Source organism: Prevotella sp. P2-180 (assembly GCF_002251435.1).
Taxonomy (GTDB): domain Bacteria; phylum Bacteroidota; class Bacteroidia; order Bacteroidales; family Bacteroidaceae; genus Prevotella.
In genome coordinates, this window is sequence record NZ_NPJI01000092.1 from 1 (window position 1) to 18,259 (window position 18,259).

The 18,259-nt window shown below is 38.8% G+C and carries 19 protein-coding genes; 6 read left to right on the forward strand and 13 right to left on the reverse strand.

Features of this window, described 5'->3' with window-relative positions; genetic code table 11:
* A partial coding sequence (locus CIK98_RS13350) for a transposase (protein WP_172409950.1) occupies positions 1-752 on the forward strand: 752 nt, incomplete at its 5' end.
* Positions 753-1,006: 254 nt separating this feature from the next.
* On the opposite strand, the gene CIK98_RS13355 is transcribed toward CIK98_RS13350, so the two are convergent.
* Positions 1,007-1,693 carry a hypothetical protein gene (locus CIK98_RS13355; RefSeq protein ID WP_094385047.1) on the reverse strand — a complete coding sequence of 229 codons (687 nt, stop codon included), beginning with the start codon at positions 1,691-1,693 and terminating at the stop codon, positions 1,007-1,009.
* An 83-nt stretch (positions 1,694-1,776) separates the two neighbouring features.
* On the opposite strand from CIK98_RS13355, the gene CIK98_RS13360 reads away from it, so the two are divergent.
* Together CIK98_RS13360 and CIK98_RS18310 are read left to right on the forward strand one after the other, a co-directional pair.
* Positions 1,777-2,061 carry a hypothetical protein gene (locus CIK98_RS13360; protein WP_094385049.1) on the forward strand — a complete coding sequence of 95 codons (285 nt, stop codon included), beginning with the start codon at positions 1,777-1,779 and terminating at the stop codon, positions 2,059-2,061.
* A 103-nt stretch (positions 2,062-2,164) separates the two neighbouring features.
* A complete protein-coding gene (locus CIK98_RS18310; RefSeq protein ID WP_172409951.1) occupies positions 2,165-2,305 on the forward strand; it encodes a hypothetical protein in 141 nt (46 codons plus the stop codon).
* A 70-nt stretch (positions 2,306-2,375) separates the two neighbouring features.
* Here the strand turns inward: CIK98_RS18310 and CIK98_RS13365 are convergent, their stop codons facing one another.
* From CIK98_RS13365 to CIK98_RS13375, 3 genes are read right to left on the reverse strand one after another with little or no spacing between them, the layout of a single operon-like run.
* Positions 2,376-3,074, reverse strand: a complete 699-nt coding sequence (locus CIK98_RS13365; RefSeq protein WP_094385051.1) for a hypothetical protein — start codon at positions 3,072-3,074, stop codon at positions 2,376-2,378.
* Between the two features lie 18 nt (positions 3,075-3,092).
* Positions 3,093-4,883 (reverse strand): DUF262 domain-containing protein, encoded by a 1,791-nt coding sequence (locus tag CIK98_RS13370; protein ID WP_094385053.1) that lies wholly within the window; start codon positions 4,881-4,883, stop codon positions 3,093-3,095.
* A gap of 2 nt (positions 4,884-4,885) precedes the next feature.
* Positions 4,886-5,716, reverse strand: a complete 831-nt coding sequence (locus CIK98_RS13375; protein WP_094385055.1) for a hypothetical protein — start codon at positions 5,714-5,716, stop codon at positions 4,886-4,888.
* A gap of 195 nt (positions 5,717-5,911) precedes the next feature.
* Between CIK98_RS13375 and CIK98_RS18315 the strand changes: the two genes are divergently transcribed.
* Entirely contained in the window at positions 5,912-6,058 is a 147-nt protein-coding gene (locus tag CIK98_RS18315) for a hypothetical protein (protein ID WP_172409952.1), read from the forward strand.
* Positions 6,059-6,175: 117 nt separating this feature from the next.
* Here CIK98_RS18315 and CIK98_RS13380 read toward each other — a convergent pair whose 3' ends face one another.
* Positions 6,176-7,444, reverse strand: coding sequence for a nucleotidyltransferase family protein (locus CIK98_RS13380; RefSeq protein ID WP_094385057.1), 1,269 nt, complete (start codon positions 7,442-7,444; stop codon positions 6,176-6,178).
* Positions 7,437-8,543, reverse strand: coding sequence for a nucleotidyltransferase family protein (locus CIK98_RS13385; RefSeq protein ID WP_094385058.1), 1,107 nt, complete (start codon positions 8,541-8,543; stop codon positions 7,437-7,439). Before CIK98_RS13385 ends, CIK98_RS13380 begins: the two co-directional genes overlap by 8 nt.
* 393 nt (positions 8,544-8,936) lie before the next feature.
* On the opposite strand from CIK98_RS13385, the gene CIK98_RS13390 reads away from it, so the two are divergent.
* Positions 8,937-9,512: a transposase gene (locus CIK98_RS13390; protein WP_256387780.1), complete on the forward strand. Its 576-nt coding sequence runs from the start codon at positions 8,937-8,939 to the stop codon at positions 9,510-9,512.
* Between the two features lie 302 nt (positions 9,513-9,814).
* Here the strand turns inward: CIK98_RS13390 and CIK98_RS13400 are convergent, their stop codons facing one another.
* Together CIK98_RS13400 and CIK98_RS13405 are read right to left on the reverse strand one after the other, a co-directional pair.
* Positions 9,815-11,749, reverse strand: coding sequence for a sugar phosphate nucleotidyltransferase (locus CIK98_RS13400; RefSeq protein ID WP_094385064.1), 1,935 nt, complete (start codon positions 11,747-11,749; stop codon positions 9,815-9,817).
* Positions 11,750-11,763: 14 nt separating this feature from the next.
* A complete protein-coding gene (locus CIK98_RS13405; RefSeq protein WP_172409954.1) occupies positions 11,764-12,762 on the reverse strand; it encodes a glycosyltransferase family 8 protein in 999 nt (332 codons plus the stop codon).
* Positions 12,763-13,126: 364 nt separating this feature from the next.
* On the opposite strand from CIK98_RS13405, the gene CIK98_RS18320 reads away from it, so the two are divergent.
* On the forward strand, positions 13,127-13,297 hold the full coding sequence (locus tag CIK98_RS18320; RefSeq protein ID WP_172409955.1) for a hypothetical protein: 171 nt from the start codon (positions 13,127-13,129) through the stop codon (positions 13,295-13,297).
* Positions 13,298-13,320: 23 nt separating this feature from the next.
* Here the strand turns inward: CIK98_RS18320 and CIK98_RS13410 are convergent, their stop codons facing one another.
* The 5 genes from CIK98_RS13410 to CIK98_RS13430 all read right to left on the reverse strand — a co-directional run bounded on the left by CIK98_RS13410 (position 13,321) and on the right by CIK98_RS13430 (position 18,259).
* Positions 13,321-14,373, reverse strand: a complete 1,053-nt coding sequence (locus CIK98_RS13410) for a glycosyltransferase family 1 protein (protein WP_094385068.1) — start codon at positions 14,371-14,373, stop codon at positions 13,321-13,323.
* Positions 14,374-14,380: 7 nt separating this feature from the next.
* Entirely contained in the window at positions 14,381-16,222 is a 1,842-nt protein-coding gene (locus CIK98_RS13415; RefSeq protein ID WP_094385070.1) for a P-loop NTPase fold protein, read from the reverse strand.
* Positions 16,223-16,242: 20 nt separating this feature from the next.
* Positions 16,243-16,857: a hypothetical protein gene (locus tag CIK98_RS13420; RefSeq protein WP_094385072.1), complete on the reverse strand. Its 615-nt coding sequence runs from the start codon at positions 16,855-16,857 to the stop codon at positions 16,243-16,245.
* Positions 16,847-17,239 carry a hypothetical protein gene (locus CIK98_RS13425; RefSeq protein WP_094385074.1) on the reverse strand — a complete coding sequence of 131 codons (393 nt, stop codon included), beginning with the start codon at positions 17,237-17,239 and terminating at the stop codon, positions 16,847-16,849. The genes CIK98_RS13420 and CIK98_RS13425 overlap by 11 nt, the downstream gene beginning before the upstream one ends.
* 72 nt (positions 17,240-17,311) lie before the next feature.
* The gene (locus CIK98_RS13430) at positions 17,312-18,259 is read right to left on the reverse strand and encodes a glycosyltransferase (protein ID WP_172409956.1); all 948 of its coding nucleotides are present in this window, start codon (positions 18,257-18,259) and stop codon (positions 17,312-17,314) included.

Genomic DNA, 18,259 nt, shown 5'->3' on the forward strand with positions numbered 1-18,259 from the left:
AGGGACTGCGTACCGGCATGTCCGCCATTCTTCATACGTGGGGTTCCAATCTGTTCTACCATCCGCACATTCACTGCATTGTGCCGGGTGGCGGGATGGACAAACTCGGTGTGTGGCATCATCTCAACGGTTGCGAAAAAAGTGACTTCCTTTTTCCCGTGCATGGCATGAGCGACAAATTCCGCGGAAGATTTATGGCTTTGCTCACAAGGAGACTTAAGGAAGAAGGTCTCGTCATCTTTGATTACATAAGAGATTTATGCTTTGACAAGGACTGGGTCGTTTACTCCCGTCCTCCCGCAAAGGGTGTGAATCAGGTGTTGGAGTATATTGCCAGATATGCATATCGTGTGGCGATAACCAATTCCAGGATTCTTGACGTGACTCACTCAAATGTCTCATACGACTACAAGAACTACAGGAAAGGCGGCAAGCATGAAGTAATGACCATGGAGATAGGCAGGTTTCTCAGTTTGTTGTCACTTCATGTGCTTCCCGACAGGTTTGTAAGGATACGCCACTACGGCATACTCTCACCTTGCAACAGGGATGCACTGCGCAACATACAGAAGCAGCTCGATGTGCCGCCCGTGCCGAAAGAAAGGACAAAGAAGTCATATCTTGAGATCTGTCAGGAGAAAGGATGGGAGATTGGGGTCTGCAAGGAATGCCATTGCCAGCGTATCATCGTAAGGACTGTATATCCTGTCCCGAGAGCCCCGCCATTCTTTGTGAAGCGTATAGGTAACTAAGCAGGTAGTCCGCGAAGTGCTTTTCTTCGTGGACAGCCTCTTTGTGCCCTAACGCGTCGTAAAACACTGTATATTGTATCATTTGTGGCATGATTTGAGATTGTGACATCTCTGTTTGTATATATTCTAAGAGGTACAAGTCCGTTTTTCTCATCCGTAAGTTGCCACTTGCCTTTTGGAAACCATGCAAAAACCGACATCTTTCCCCATAATATTCTGATTACATTTGCGGCGGACGTACAACCATCGGTGCTTCATACCGCCTTGCAGGCGATACGAAGCCTAACTTGTTTCAATAATTCATAGTCATTCAATGCAATACAAGCTTCTCTCTTATATACTCTAATCGTTACTTGGGTCAAGCCAAGACGATTTCGTAACTTTTCCAATACCGATCGCGGTAGTTTCTTACCTCTTGTGTAATATGCCTTATAGGTCATGTATATAAGTTTGTGCTTATCGTCAAGCACAGACAACTTCTCCTCCATAGCAATAACATATTGCATCTTTTTGCTGGCATCTAAATCAATAAGATTATATGAATTGATAAAATCCTCAACACTTTCTATTATCGACAAGTCCTCTTCATTCTCAATTTGAGTACAGAATCCCTTTTTTGTGAACTGACTCATCTGAGATGCCGCAATCGCATGCAACCACAATATGATAGCATGTTCCTCATCCTTACTACGCGATTTTCTCATATCAAACGTAGGATAAAGCCACACTTTGTTGAAGGTACATTGAATAGCCTCAAAAGCAACAATCTCACCATATCCTACCTTTTGTGCATGAATATCACACCAAGTCATGATTTTGGGCTCGAAATAGGCAATGAACAGATTCAAAGCATCCTCCGCTTCATGTCGATTCTTGTCTTTATTGGCTATCAATTGTAAAAGCCTCAGCCCATCCACAACATTATCGTCCTTTTTGTTCATAAGTTATTTCTTCGACTAACGGTTTTGGTATATATATGAGCGACCCACTAAGGAAGCTCTATAAAACTTAAAAGAATAAAGAAATGACAAAAGTTAAAAACGTAAACGGCTCAAGCCGATTCGAAAGCCCTGCAGGTTATGACACCTGGCTGGACTACTGGGAAGATAAGAGCGGTAAAACCGCAAGTGTATGTTCCGCAACGGACTGCTATACATTTGGCAGAAACAAATTGGTAGGTGCACATGTACAAAAAGTGAACGGATTTGACAACAGTTGGTATATCGTACCACTTTGTCGAGGTTGCAACAACCGCACCGATGAGTTTTATGTAGATGAAGTATTGGTACCAGTTCCAAGTAATCTTTAATCTTCCTATGAGGCTAAGCCCCTCGGCATTCTTACCGCCTAAGCGAAGAGCCCTAAGTTGACAGGGGCAGGTTGTCAAGGTGTAATTTGAAAAATCGAAATATATGGCAAAGAATAAAAAAACAACTTCAGCCCAAGTAGCTTCGATAGCTTCCAAGATACTCAAGGATGGACGTTACGGAAGTAGTTCCAAGAGTGTTGCAGGAAGTGCTCTTAGTCAGAAGACTGGAAGCAAGAAGAAGTAATTATTAAATCTTTAAGGATGTGCCTCGCCGACGTGATGTCGGTGGGGCTTTTATCCAGCAATGTAGTATATTATTTTGTATCAGGGAGAGTCTCATTTTGTCCTTGATTACTATCTCCATAATGTATCCGCACTTGTTTGAGAACCCATATCATAAATGCGCCTATTATAATATTTAAACCTAACTGAAAAAAGTATGTCATATACTCACTATCCATAACCAATGGCATTCTGCCGAAAAAATATTGCATCCTATAAGCGATATATCCAAATAATACAATTCCCCAAAGATAATATGAGGTCTTATATATCATATTTTTCTTAGAAACCATAATGCTTACAAGCACAAAAGAAAAACACAAGTACATCAGAACTAAAGGCAAGGCCGCAGAAGAAAACACATGTAAATATCGGTTTCTCTGCTTCATTCCCTCTTCATATTTTATCTGATCTTGGTATTCTGAGTGACTATTATCTCCAGTAAACATTTCATAGAAACACTCTCTTGCGCTTTTGTGATAGACAACATCCTCATGCATACAATTTATGACGTATCCTAATTCCTTGTCACTTCCAAATCTACGTCTGGCATGCTCTACCTTTACAAGATAATCCAACTTAAATGAATTATAGACGATGGAACTCAGCCCGAACGCATTGTCTATGACGAACGCCACAAACAACACCCATAACAATCGCGACAGTTTTTGCCATTTTGAGAACCGGTCATTCTCCATGTAACGTATCATCCAAGAAATAAGTTCGCTCATAATCTATATATTTCAGAGTCAAATCTTAGCAGGCCAAACCTCAACAGATGCTATTCTATTTAAGATATTCAATCTTTGGGCAATAAAGTCTGAAAAAGAATCGAAATACACTCCTTTCATTTCAGGTAAATAACCATTGGACACCAAGTATTCAATCCTCTCTTTAGGAGTTAGCGGCAACAATGCCACATCATATCTTCTACACAAACAATAATTGCATATAGACCAAGGCACTATGCCTTTTTCTCCATCAATATTATACATTTCCCAATCATCATCACCAATAAGTTGAGTAAGTATAAAAGAGGATTGTTTTCTTGTCCTTAACAAAGTACCAAAGAGATCTTCCCTATCATGAACATATCTTAATCGCGCAAGTAAATAATGAGCATAGCTTTGAGAAAAACCTCTCTTTGCAGGCAATAACATATCTTCGCAATTATATTTTGACAATTCTTCCTTAAGAATACTTCTTAATACATCTCCGCTCAACATTCTTATCTTTCTGATAATCTCAAAAACCATTCTTCGGATAGAGCTCTGATTAACCGATTTGCCTAATAATGACCTCCTGTTAATAAATATATCAACAAATTGATTTATCAATTGCAATTTTTCGCTAACTTCTTCACTGCTGTCAATAGGCAAAATTGGCGCGAAAGCCAAAGCATAGTATAAAGACTCAGCCATTGGGTAGCAAGCTGTCACGTAGAACGGATTGTCTTTTTCTTTACACTCTTCTTTACTCTGCCATTTCCGAAGATTTATGAACACATTTGAGTAGAAGTCAAAATCTCCTTTTACAAAATAATAGAAATCACTTGGCTTATGTAGATGCATAATATCCTGATGGCTCTTGAACCAAGTGTGGAATTGTGAGCCAATCAATTCATAGTCTTTCTTTTCATCGTTAACCTTACCTTGACTAATATCCCGTGCATATTGCGCTCTAAACCATGCCCTAAAAAAAAGTAAATCGCCTTCAGAACCAGCTGAATATTTTATTTGTGATATTCTTTCTTTCCAAAACTGATTCATCTCGTCACTCTGTTCTTCGTCCTTAATCTTTGACAAAACAATAGCCTTTAATATCTCTGTAGGATTAAGGCTGAGACCACGGTCATTCATTGTCTCAAAAATTGTATAGGCATTATCAATGTTGAATGCTTTGATTTCAACAATAACAATCTTATACAATAACCATTCTATAAATAGTGGCAAGACAAATGGATTATCCAACTCAGAAGGGAAAAGATGACATATTTCATCATAGCAGTGCAAAAGATTCTCGTTCGACTCTCTGTCTTTTCCACACTTTTCAAGAACACTATAGTCAATGATATCACCTTTTAATTCGAATAAATATTTCATTACATATTCCCTTGAAGGAACATCAAGCGACAATGTTCTTCTTCCTCCACGACTGACGAACAGATAATTTTTCAAGTCTTTATATACGCTCTCGTTTTTGTCCAATCCATGTTTTATTTGCAGATGACGTAAGTATATTAATAGAAGCGAGAAGGATGTTAGACGTTGCTGACCATCCACAACAGACATTTCCGATCCATCCTCACATAATACAATAGGCCCCATATAATAGCAATCATACCTTTCTACATCAGCCAAAGTATGATTACTACTGTAATTTGCGAAGAAACTACTTGATATATCACTGATGAGAGCGTCAATCTGCTTGTGCTGCCATCGATACTCACGTTGAAAAGAGTCTATCCGATACCTTGTTTCTGAAAAAATACTATTCAAAGCCTTATCTTGGGCTATGATTTTATTTGCAATATGTGACATGGCTAAATTAATTCCTTTACAAGTTCATACTGTATGTGATAAGCATTTTTATAAATACCCATATTTGCTTCAGTCGGATCTAAAGAGCCATGGAATATTTCACATCTTAATTTATACAATAGATGTATCAACACCTTGGCAATTTTTTCTTTATCATCGACAAAATACACCTGATTCCCTATCTCGATTGAATGTGATGGTCTTACTATAGTACCGTCAGCCTTAGTTTTTGGTCTTAAGACAATGTCGAGTGGTTTCTTCGGGTTTACTTCTTTAAAGAATTCAATAATCTTTTTTTTGCATTCTTCGCTTTGTAAAGCCAAGAAATTGGGGTCTGCCTCAATATCATTAAGATTCCATCTATTTAGTGTCTTTGTATATCTTGGAGAGTGAGTTGCTTTGTCCTCCACTCTGATGTCAAATTGGAAATTGGTACCATGGGGGATTCTTTCCACTTTATAATGATAAGCCCTAAAGTCTTTTTGGACTAGATTGGTAGAAGTTATTCCAGGTATCATGGTGGAAAAATTCAAAGGCGATTCCGGTTTCGGGATAACATGAGCCTGTAATTCATGATGTAAATCGGTTATAAGCTCCCTAAAATTCTCACTTTCTCGGTCTTCTCCTCCTAACAAAGTAATGATTCTTGTCTTGTAAGTATTCGTCGTATTACATACATGTTCAATGCAATTTGCATCTGTCAAAACTGGTAATCTTGCCAATTTGCACTCACGTTTATACCAGGCATTAAATGGAATCCATGCCTTTATAAACTGCATGTAATAATCTATTGCTGCACGCGCAGCCCATTTCTCTATATGGATATGTGGCATATTACATAAATAAATGATAACAAAATTCGTTATACTAATTTTTCACCGCGGTGAAAAAAGCTAAAGCCCTGCGGCTTATAACTTTCCACTACTGTATTTCACACTTATTTTACGTTTCACCTAAAAGGTGAAGGGAGATGACGGGTCTTTTTTCCCTTAACCACACCGTCATTAATCCCCTCCACCACAAAAAAAATGACCAATACTACATTGGACAAGGCGATCGCGGCTGTACCCGCATTCAGAGACCGCATTTCGCTTTTTACTAAAAAGCCGCATCTGGCACAGTATGCAGACGGCTGTATCTATGTTCATCACCTGAAGATTGCTCAAGCTCAGTAATCAGAAACTTGCTTTAGCTTGATGAGCACCACTAAAAATTATAATGTGCGAATAATCAACAATCAGCAACACTTTAAGTTTCAGCTTTTAATTTTTAATCTTTAATTCTTCAAGTCTTTAATCTTTAATTCTTTGTACCTTCCTCCACCCCCTAAACACCGGCTCCCACAGAGCTTCTTCAGGATAGCTCATCGCAAGTCTGAATATCCTTTTGAACTTCCAGATATGATATTGAAACCTATGCTGATATACATTCGGTTTTTCGCTGTCGTAATGCCCGAAGTTCCCACTGTTCATTATTTCTGCAAGTAATTTCTTTCCCTCCTTCTCATTCGGCTCACAAATCATCCAAGGTATATCCGCCTCAGAACATTCTTCATTCTTCATTCTACATTCTTCATTTAAAATGTATTCTTCATTTTCAAATACCTTATGCAACACGTACATCACGGCAGCTGTGAATTTGGTCATGCCAAATGAACGTATCACTGACATTACTTCTTCGTTAGACATTACATGAGTGCCTAATCCCTCGCTCCACATACCCTGTGATTGCAAGTCCTTGCACTCCATAACGTCATTATGCCATACCCGCAATGCGTAATAATAGTCCATGAGCTGCCTGAATCCGAGACCGCCATCGATATGATGATTATACATGTGCGTCATCTGATGTATAACGTTAACCGATGAAGTCGGCATAGCAAAACCAAGATGCGTCTTGTTCTTCATACATTCGTCAGCATGATCATTCATCCATTTTTGCAATCTCCAGTTTCTTAATGGAGAATATAAATGAGCTGCTCGAAAATACACCTCCACCTCCGTTCCATCTATCTTTGGCGCTTCGATATGATTATATCTTACAATTGGGATTGCAAAATAACCATCTATCCGATGCTGCATTTTCACATACTCCCTTACAGCCCGAAAACCGTTATAAGTTGCATACTCCACATCATTACTACCTGTCAGAACTGCCACAGATATATCACAAAGCGGGGACGCCAATACTTCAATATCACCCGGCATTCTTCTCATCCTCAATTTCTCAGGATAGTTCAACAGACTCCCTTGGCTATTAAGAATGCAAGTAAAAAATCCATCGTGATTATATTGTCGAGAAATCTCTGCACATTTTCGATTTATCACCTCATTCTGTTTCTCTATCTTATATACAAAAGCTCGCCACTGCTCTTCCAAAGATGAAGGACAAATAATTCCTTGGTTATGTAGTTTTTCAACCGCAGTATATACTATACCAACTATGTATTGACTTTTACAAAACTCAAAAAGCCGTAACCAGTCGCTATCATTGATAGTTGCTGACAACGACTTCCTATTTCCTATTGCTATTTGTATAAAATCAAAAAGTATATTACTCATGGCAGGCTATTCTATAGTAAATGCTATGGTACAATCCCCAAAACAATTCAGAAGGATAATGCATATAGATGGACAAAGAATATTTTTTATGTAGAAAATATCTTTTAAAGGGATTACGTATGTCATTTATTGCTTGTCGAGCCAAATTTCCTCTGCCAAAATTTCCGTTTTGCATTATATGTTCCAACAAGAAGCGTCCTTCTTTCTCATTCGGCTCACACAACCTCCAAGAACAATCCTCCTTCGTTAATCTTTCATCCTCAACCATTAACTTTCCTATTACCCACATCATGGCAGAAAGGAACTTCATCATTCCGCACTGAGATATAATTCGAAGAACTTCCTTCTCATTCTGTCTTCCGGCATCATCCCATGCTTTCAACACCATCCAATAATCAATGACATGCCTCATTCCAAGTCCTTCATAAATGAAATGTCTGTAGGCATGGCTTAACATGAACACAAGATTAAAGTCTGATGTAGGGAAAGCGATGTCATGATTACATCCTTCAAGTCGTATAAGATGAGTGAATTGCCTTTCTTGATTGTCATGGTAAAAATGATGCAGCCGACTGTCAGCAATTGGATTGATCAGATAGGAAGGAATAAAATGATACTCTATTTCCACATCTTTATAAGTAACAGAAGCATGATGTAGCGAAACCTCAGCTTCATTATGAACATAGCGTACAGCTTCGATTATCTTCTCTCTGTCCCCTTCTGTCCAAAGGTCAATGTCACCACAACTTCTTCTTGCGGCATTGGGGTATAAGGTGGCAACACCTTGCCCCTTCAATAAGCAACATCTTAATCCCATGCCAGCCATATTCAGGCACATCTCAGTCGCTATTTCATTAAGATGCTTATTTCTCTTCTCAATATGTACAACTAAAGAATACCATTTTAGCATCAAATCTTTAGGGCAATTTCTGATATTCTCAACTGCAGAGAAACCGATACCCAATAAAGCCTGGTCTTTGCAGAATAGAAAGAAATCATGCCATTCCTTATCTGATGGTGTCGCATTATCAACCACTTGGATTCCCAAAGCGACACGCAACAAATTGATATTTATCTGGACTTTATTAGTCAGTGACATACCTGTTGCACTAATTTTTCATTGCGGTGAAAAAAGCTAAAGTCCTGCGGCTTATAACCTTCCACTACAATATTTCACACTCATTTTACGTTTGGATTTCATCCGCCCTTTCTCACACTCGACATAACACAAACAATTTTGGTTCTGTTCTCGTTTAATCGAAACGTTGCTCTAAAAGGTGAAGGGAGATGACGGGCCTTTTTCACACCCCCGTCATTAATCCCCTCCACCACAAATAACCATGCCCAATACTACATTGGACAAGGCGACTGACTTCGTCTTCCTCCTCCTTGCAAGGCAAAGTTCAAACAAGTTTGACTCTGCTCTTGCTTCGTTCGTCGGCTGTCGGCTGTACTCAAATTCAGAGACCGCATTTCGCTTTTTACTAAGAAACTGCGTCTGGCACAGTATGCAGACGGCAGTATCTATGACTATCGCCTGAAAATTGCTCAGGCAGTGTTGTTCTTCAAAAAGTTGCCGGATGAGTTCACACAGACGGACTTCGACTACTATCTGTCGACACTCCTGGACAAAAACCGTTGCAGCCTGTCCTTCTATGCATATCGTGTGGCGATAACCAATTCCAGGATTCTTGACGTGACCCACTCAAATGTCTCATACGACTACAAGGACTACAGGAAAGGCGGCAAGCATGGAGTAATGACCATGGAGATTGACAAGTTCCTTGGCTTGTTGTCACTGCATGTTCTTGCCGACAGGTTTGTGAGGATACCTCACTACGGCATACTCTCACCATGCAACAGGGATGCTCTGCGCAGCATACATCAGCAGCTCGATGTGCCGCCCGTGCCGAAAGAAAGGACAAAGAAGTCATATCTTGAGATCTGTCAGGAGAATGGTTGGGAGATTGGAGTATGCAAGGAATGCCATTGCCAGCGTATCATCATAAGGATTATAAATCCAGCCCCGAGAGCCCCACCATTCCTTCTCATGCGTATGGGTAACTAAGTGTGGCAGTCCGCGAAGTGCTTTTCTTCGTGGACAGCCTCTTTGTGCCCTAACGCGTCTAAAACACTGTATATTGTATCATTTGTGGCATGATTTGAGATTGTGACATCTCTGTTTGTATATATTCTAAGAGGTACAAGTCCGTTTTTCTCATCCGTAAGTTGCCACTTGCCTTTTGGAAACCATGCAAAAACCAACATCTTTCCCCATAATAATCTGATTACATTTGCGGCGGACGTGCAACGGTCGGCGCTTCATACCGCTTTGCAGGCGATACGAAGCCTATCTTGTTCTATCACAATTTATCTTCCAAAACCGTATAATGTTTCTCTTAACTCATGAGGCACGCCAATATCGTACATCTTACCATCAAGCTGCACACCCATAAGTCCATACTTCTCACGTACTTGCTCCAAGGCAGTAGTCAGTTCAATCTCGCCACGATTGCTGACCACACCATTCTCAATATTGTCATGCAACTGAGCGAACACCTCTGGCGTGAGGATGTACTGACCAAATACGCTGAAATACTTTTTCTGCTGCTTTGGCGAACCAACACCTAAGAATTCTTCTGCGTATGCCACAGTAGGTTTCTCTGTAATATTGCTCATCTCAAGGACAGTCTCTTTCTTATTTGCCCAACGACCACTGATGATGCCATAATAGCCTACCTTCTCCAGCGGAATCTCGTGTATCGAGATCATTGCCTTGTTATACTTCTCGTATGCCTCAATAAACTGCAATGCGCAACACTTATTGGTGTTCGACTGATAGAGCGTATCGCCAAGGAGCAGCAAGACAGGCTCATTGCCAGCAAAGTCAACACAACGATATACGGCATCACCAAATCCCTTTTTCTCTGTTTGATAGACATAGTGCAGTTTCTTGCCTACTTCAAGAATATGATCCTCATAACGGAGTTTCTCCTTTGGCAACTTTGAAAGGTGCTCCTCTGACAAACGGGTCTCAAAGAAGTCGCGATACATCTGACGTTCTTCCTCGCCACCAAGTACAAGGCAGATCTCCTCAATACCAGCAGCAAGACACTCCTCTATGAGCACAAGGATCACAGGTTTCACCTGATTATCCTTATCCACAACAGGGAAGAAATCCTTCTTCAAGAATCGAGTCTCAGGATATAGGCGTGTGCCGAAACCTGCAACAGGAATGATAGCCTTACGAATAGTGTGCTTTGGCTCGATAGTCAACTTGTAAGCTGGCATGTCGTTGGCATTGAGATAGTCAACGAGCGCCAACTGACTTTCAGCATCTTTAGCAAGGAACTGGATAGAACCATCACCCTGAGAGCCAACGCCCTTGCCTCCATAAGTTAATTCGAGAATCTTAGGATCAGCAAGAGTTGCATGGAGTTTTGGTGACTTCAACTGCGAAGGACAATTTGGAGCTACATATTTATCAAAAACCCCCTGAGCCTCTGTCATCAACTTTCCAAGGTCTTCCACGCGTCCCTCACGCATGCAGTCAATAGCACGCTGAATAATGTCTTGATTCATCTCACCAAGAGCCTTCTGCTCCATCTTCTCTACATCAGTTTCAGCAAATGGATATGCCTTGTTGAGATCAGCCAAAATGCGAATGGTATCTTTGCTCGCTTTCAGGTTAGCAAACACCCAATACAATGGCTTTTTGATATTGAAATTCTCTACATCCACCTCCTCTGCATCAAAGGTCATCTTTACAGGACGCACACCGAAAGCGCATGCCTGATCCAGACGACCGCAACGTGAAGCCGTACGCAATTCTCCCCAATAGGCAATATTCATCTCACCCATTGTGTTGAGGTTCAAGTTATAGAGTTGGTTGAAAGCACGACACACCAGCACACAGATAGCAGCAGAAGAAGAAAGTCCACTCTTCATCGGCATATCCATCTTAGTTAGGTGAATGTGCACACCACCTACCTTATACCACTCCAGCATATAGCTTGCCACACCTGCACAGTAGCAGAAAAACGAACCGCTCTTAGCAATCTCCTTCAACTCTTGAAACTCCATGCGGCACTCAAAGTCCTTCCAAGTGTCAGCAATCTCAGGAGCCTCAGATGTCATCTTGAAAGTGGTAGCCTTCTCTATTGTTGCATGAATGCCTTGCTCAATACCTGTCACCAAAGCGGCACCAGGAACGATTTCTGCATTCATAGTACGGTACTTACCAGCCCAGTCGGTATGCTCTCCGAAGAGACACAGACGACCAGGAACAAAAATTTCTTTTGCCATATTTTAAATGTATTTTAATGACCTTTTATCTTGTTCATCAATATTGTATATGTCGGACGCAAGTATGCATGTAACATACCAGTACAGAAATGCGCTACAGGAGTAGGCAACTTGAAGAGCATCTTTATTGTCTTAAACTTCGGATTATTGAAGTTCATCTCCTTCTTCTCTACATCCTTCCATGGACTCAACGCCATATACTTGTCGAAACGATCAGCATTCTTCAGTTTAGAGTTCTTGAACCACGGACGGATATCCAACAAACAAGTCGTGTAGTGGAAGACTCTCACGTCTTTCTGAGCTTCCAAGATTTCCTGCTTGGTGTAGTAGTTATGCGGATGACGTGTTCTACGCAATTGCTCATAAGAGTACTGATACTCCTGCGACATCATGTTCCACTTTGGAGAATCCAAAATCTTAAACTTACCCTGGAACAAACCATTGATGATCTCCTGATCCGCGTAGTGCATAGCACTGGCATACTTATTGATGAAAGCCTTCATCTTATCAATAAGTGGATAGCTACGGAATTTATCAAGATCCATCATCATCATGCCCGTATTGATATACACACCGTTAGTAGGAGCGCCCACCTTCCACTTGTACATCACACTTACAGGATCCTTACAAGCAATGATGAATTTATCCTCAAAGTCCATATTATAGAGCTGCTCCATATTGCCCTCAACAACCATATCGCAGTCAAGGTACAATACACGGTGTACATTCTCAGGCAATAGCTTCCAAGCAAAGAGACGAGAGAAAGCACTCTTTGGATATCGACCAGAACAAATCTCTGCAGGTATATCAAGACAGTTTACGTCCACCAGTTCAAACTTTCTGCCATACATACGTGCAGTCTCATATAACTTATCCTCGTTCTCCTTTGAAATATGGTCACCGAAGATCCATACGTTAATCTCCTCACACTGCTTGTTATTCTCAAACAGAGAGAGCATACAAATACCTGCAAGCCAGGCATAACCGTTGTCACTTGCTAAAATTACATTCACAATTTTTCAGATTATTTATTATTTTTATTGTTTTATCTATTTAATATTATCTGCATAACACTAATCCATTGGCGAGTCGTAATGCTCACCAATGGTCAATGCAAATGTAGAGTCGAAAGTAAATGTCTGTTACACTAATTTTTCACTGCAGTGAAAAAAGCTAAAGTCCTGCGGCTTAAACTTTCCACTACAATATTTCACACTTATTTTACGTTTGGATTTAATCCGACATTTCTCACACTCGACATAACACAAACAAGTTTGGTTCTGTTCTCGTTTAATCGAAACGTTGCTCTAAAAGGTGAAGGGAGATGACGGGATATTTCGAACCTCCCCGTCATTAATCCCCTCCACCACACAAAAAATGACCAATACTACATTGGACAAGGCGATCGCGGCTGTACCCGCATTCATGGACCGCATTTCGCTTTTTACTAAGAAACTGCGTCTGGCACAGTATGCAGACGGCAGTATTTATGATTATCGCCTGAAGATTGCTCAGGCAGTGTTCTTTTTCAATAAGTTGTTTGTATAATAATATATGAGGAATACTAATAATTATTCTCTTAATAATTCCAATAGTTTCTTTGCCTCTTTCTCCCATGAATACTTGCTTAGAACCTCTGTCGCAGGAGCGACAGGTTCTGCAAGCAGTTTGTCTAAATCCACATCATAGTTATATGGATCTATATAATGTGCCGACTTGCCATATATCTCAGGCAGACAAGTGGCTGGAGATAATATCAGCTGAGCCCCACATGACATCGCTTCTATAGGCGGAATACCAAATCCCTCGTAAATAGCAGGATGGATGAAGGCACGACAATGTTTCATCAGCGACTTTATCTCCCCATCCTTCAAATATCCGGTAAAATGCAGGTTGTCAGTCTTTAGGTCATCAGCGCCAAGATGGGTGAATCCTTCAGCCTTACCTGTAATCACAAACTGCAATTGTGGATTACGTTTTGCCACTTCCATAATCCATACAAAGTTTTTCTGCGGTGAAAGACTACTCATAGCGAAGAAATACTCCCCATCCTTTGCAAACGAAAGTCGCTCAAATATACAGTTGTCTTCCTCAACACGATTGTAATGTTGCCAGGCATTTGATATGACAGTTATCTTCTCGTATGGAATTTTCAGCAAGTCATGTAACTTATCCTTGCTGTAATTGCTTACAGTCAATATCTTTTCTGCCTTGCGAGCCGCAATATCACATAGCAAACGTTTCCAAATCGTACCAAAGAAGCCATACGCAGAATGCATAAATTGCCTTCCTATCTCGTAGATACTTGCATCGTGAATACATACCACATCACAATGTCCGATAGCATACGTCGTAGTAAGGTTGACACATTTCATTTTGTGTTTCCTTAGCCATGGCCCCAGGCAGAACTGCTCCCATGCCTCACGTTTCAGAGTCCCAGTTTGTATTATCTCGATATTCTCAAAGTCCGGCAGATACAGAGCTTTCATAGAAGTAACTACACAAAACTCACCTTTCTCACATATCTTATCCATGTGCGTCAACAGTTCCAAAGCGAATCTTTCTTGACCTGTCAATCCCTTGGTCAGAAAACGACCGTTAAATGCGTATTTTGCTTTGTTCATACAATATTCAATTTTGATTTTGATACAATGATGATTTCATACAAAATAGTTCATGTAATTTTTTACAGTACACAAATGTCGCGGATTTCGGCAGTTTCTGAATTTGTTCATTGAGTAACGGTATCAAACCTGCGACAAAATCCTTATCCGCCATAAAACATTCTTTAAACTCATACCTGACGGTGAAGAATTGAAGGAATTCTCCTTTCCTGCAATTTTTAGCATTAAGGAATAAGTCCATGAATTCATTGGGAGATATTGCTTCGAAAAGATTAGCGCATAACCCTTTGTAATTGATCATTGGCTTAATGCTATTCTGGTCTTTAATTATTTCCAAAAATTCTTGCTTGTTATTATCAATATAAAGCTTAAAGTTCCTTTCTTTCACCATCTTTATCAATGATTCGAACTCATCCGTTTTGGCATTTTGGAAGCTACTATAAATTCCATCTACATCATTAATATAAGTATCAAATGAACATGTTTTTATAGCCTCCGCAAATAAATCAAAGATTTCCTCAATTGGTATATCAATAGATATGAATTCAAACTTAACCAATCTTTGAATAGCAAGAAAGAATATTGGATAATCCGTAATTATCAAAGCTCTTTTATTTACAAGACTAAATGCCTTCAATACAAAACATCTCAGTTCATTATCATCCGTATTCCAAAAATCAGTGATTTTTTTGTATATCAGTTGTATTTCATTACCCTGGTCCTTGATTAATTCAGATTCGATGTTTCTTATGTCTTCTCGTATCTTATTCTCATCACAATAGCCAGTAACAAGATAATCCACGAGGGCAGAACTACATCCCCAAACAAATGTATTGCAAAAATACCCTTTTTTCACCTGTTTTAGATATGCTAATTCAGGCGACTCTTCATGTTCATCCTTTCCACTGTCAATATAGTTGTTGAGCTGTTCTATAGTATCTATCTCGTACGCCCAGCTTCTATCGATTTTCAGTAGCGACTTCAGCTTTACCTTATCATTATCCTTTCGATATTCAATGCAATACATCATAGATAATAATAGCATATAATTCTCTATGAGATCTTTGTTTACGAATGCAACCGTAGTCCTAACATAATCAAAGATCCTCTCAAATACATCCAAGTTGAATTTCAATGTACGAAGATTTCTACATTCCACATTATTATATATTGCATCAATATAATAGCTTTGCTTTTCAAGATATTCTCTATATGCTCCAACCATTTCATTAGCAAAAGCTTTAACAAGGTCATTTATCTTCGGATGAATAGTATTTGTAAATCTAATCAGCTTTTCTTTATATCGCTTATAATCATCACTCTTTATTTCCTTATCGTTAGCAATAAACACCACCTTTACATGGTCAGTCTCTATCAAATTGTTAATGTAGCCAAGCAGTTCAATAAGAACATCTTCATTTACCCTCTCAAGGTCATCAAAGCAAAGCACGTAGTCATCAAGATTAATGGAGATGTCACTAAATACATTGTCTATATCTTCTTTATTTACATCACCGATATTAAAGAAATTACCAACCTTATTAACGACAAGCCCTGCCAACTTTGCACCAGTCTTAACATATTTATTTCTAAACAAAGGAGTTGTCTCTTCAAATATTCTTGCCCTTAATTCCGCTGATGAACTGATACCAAATAAAGAAATGGTAGCAGTCTTATATTTCTTTGGATCTTCTGCTGTATTTTCTGGGTAATCAATGTCAGTGACTATTCCTGTCAAAACATTATTCCAATACCAAGACTTTCCCGATCCCCACTCACCATCTATCATGATGGCATAGTCCGTATCTTTGGCATTGACATAGTCTGTTATGATTCTGTCTATTTCCATATTTCACTATTTATTTCTTTTCATCTCCATACCACATATACACAATAATTATCTGACTCAGACATATTATCATTTAAGCTCTTCCGGCCATCTTTCTTATTGTCACATTTGGGATCATTGATAACATTGTTTATTATTTCTGATTCCGCTAGACTAACTAAATCCCGGTTTTTATTAGAAAACAGTGATGTTATATTTGGATATACATCCTTATAGTCGGGTTGATTACGACGTTCTTCAGGTGGCAATCCTGTCTTTCCTATTTTAAACGATGTTGATTTTTTTATGATTATTGCCAGTTTAAACAGACTTGCACCAAGTAAACTATCAAAAGTAAGCCCACCCTCTGATTTATTAATTATTCGTTCAATCCAATCCCATGCTTTCTGAGGAAGGAATCCATTGCAATTCGAAATATTTACTTCCAGTAATATATATCTAATACCATTTAATGCTGCATCTAAACTTTTAGATAATATATCAGCATTATTTGTATTTGCAACAATAATATATGAAGATTTAATATAATGGAACCAATTTTTTACTAAAGCATTTTTCGTAACCCCATTATGGAGGGAACGAATATCACTTATGCTGTCTCTATCAAAAGACAATATAAAAACACTATTCTTCATCTTCTTCAACCTCCTTATTTTCAATTAAATTGGGACTAGAATACGGAACATTAATTACATTTTCCACATTGGTCGGTAGCAAGCCATCTTTGTCTCCCAACAATTCTATTGCTTGCTTACGTATATGAAAATTCTCAGATCGTAGATAGTCTGGATTCTTTATCATAAAAAAGACATAAGTTATTATTGTGAGTAAAAGAACCAATGATATTATTACAATTATGGTAATCTGACATAGCATATTAATATCAAAATATGCGCATCCTACTAAAAGCAACAACAATAATAACAATACTCTCCATAGTTTATCAGGAACACCTTTAACAGTAATTGTTCCGATTGAATTATTAACCCTATTAATCAATGGAAAAAGTGAATTCATAATTTGATTGTTTATAAAATAAACATATAAAAACTCAGAAGTATTAAATGTCACGTAAATAATATTTGAAGACTATCTCAACTTTGCTAATAGACGATACGTGGTGATAAATGACAATGGAGATAATCTCACAGCCCAATATAACAAACGAGGTTTCAAATCAATAGCATTCTTCATTATACTCCAGAATTCAGGATGCTGTTTCATGATTTGCTCTATTAACCTTTCTCCTTCTTTACCATTGTCAATGCCATAATTTAGCATTTCTGTAATATGGTGAGCCATGTGATTGTGAAAACCCTTTTTTATCACATCGTCTTTAATCGTTTTGGAATAATCATAAAGAATCTTCATGTTATCCCATAGGTCATATATTCGCTTTTTGTCAACGACAGTTGTAATGCTGCCAGAACGAAGAAGATAGTGATAGACTGGTTTCCTGTATAATATGATATTATGAGCTTCATTCAATACGACTGGAGTGAATAAAGTGTCTTCATGTTTTATACCCTCCTTGAAATATAGATTATTCTTTACCAAGAATTCTCTTCTATGTATATAAAATGGCGCACCATCTGCAAATCCATATTTAAAAAGAGTTTTTTTATCTTTAACTTCTTCTCCAAAAATATTTGCACCTACACTTCTGTTCCCTTCGGGGACAAACCCAGAAAACGCGATTAAATCCGTCTCTTGACCAACAGAAGACAAAATACTTTTTAGGCAATTCTCTGTTATCCAGTCATCGCTATCAACAAACCACAGAAATTCTCCTTTGGCTTCTCTGATTCCCCTATTCCTTGTTCCAGACAATCCCTTGTTTTTGTGGCTCGCCACGTTCACATTAGAGTAAGTTTTGGCAAGTCTATTAAGAATGTCAAGCGTATTGTCCTTAGATTCGTCATTATATGCCAGAATCTCATAATCCTCTTGGGGTATATCCTGATTTTCAAGACTAACAATACACTTTTCTACATATTCTTCCACATTGTAGCAAGGGACAATTATTGATAGTTTCAT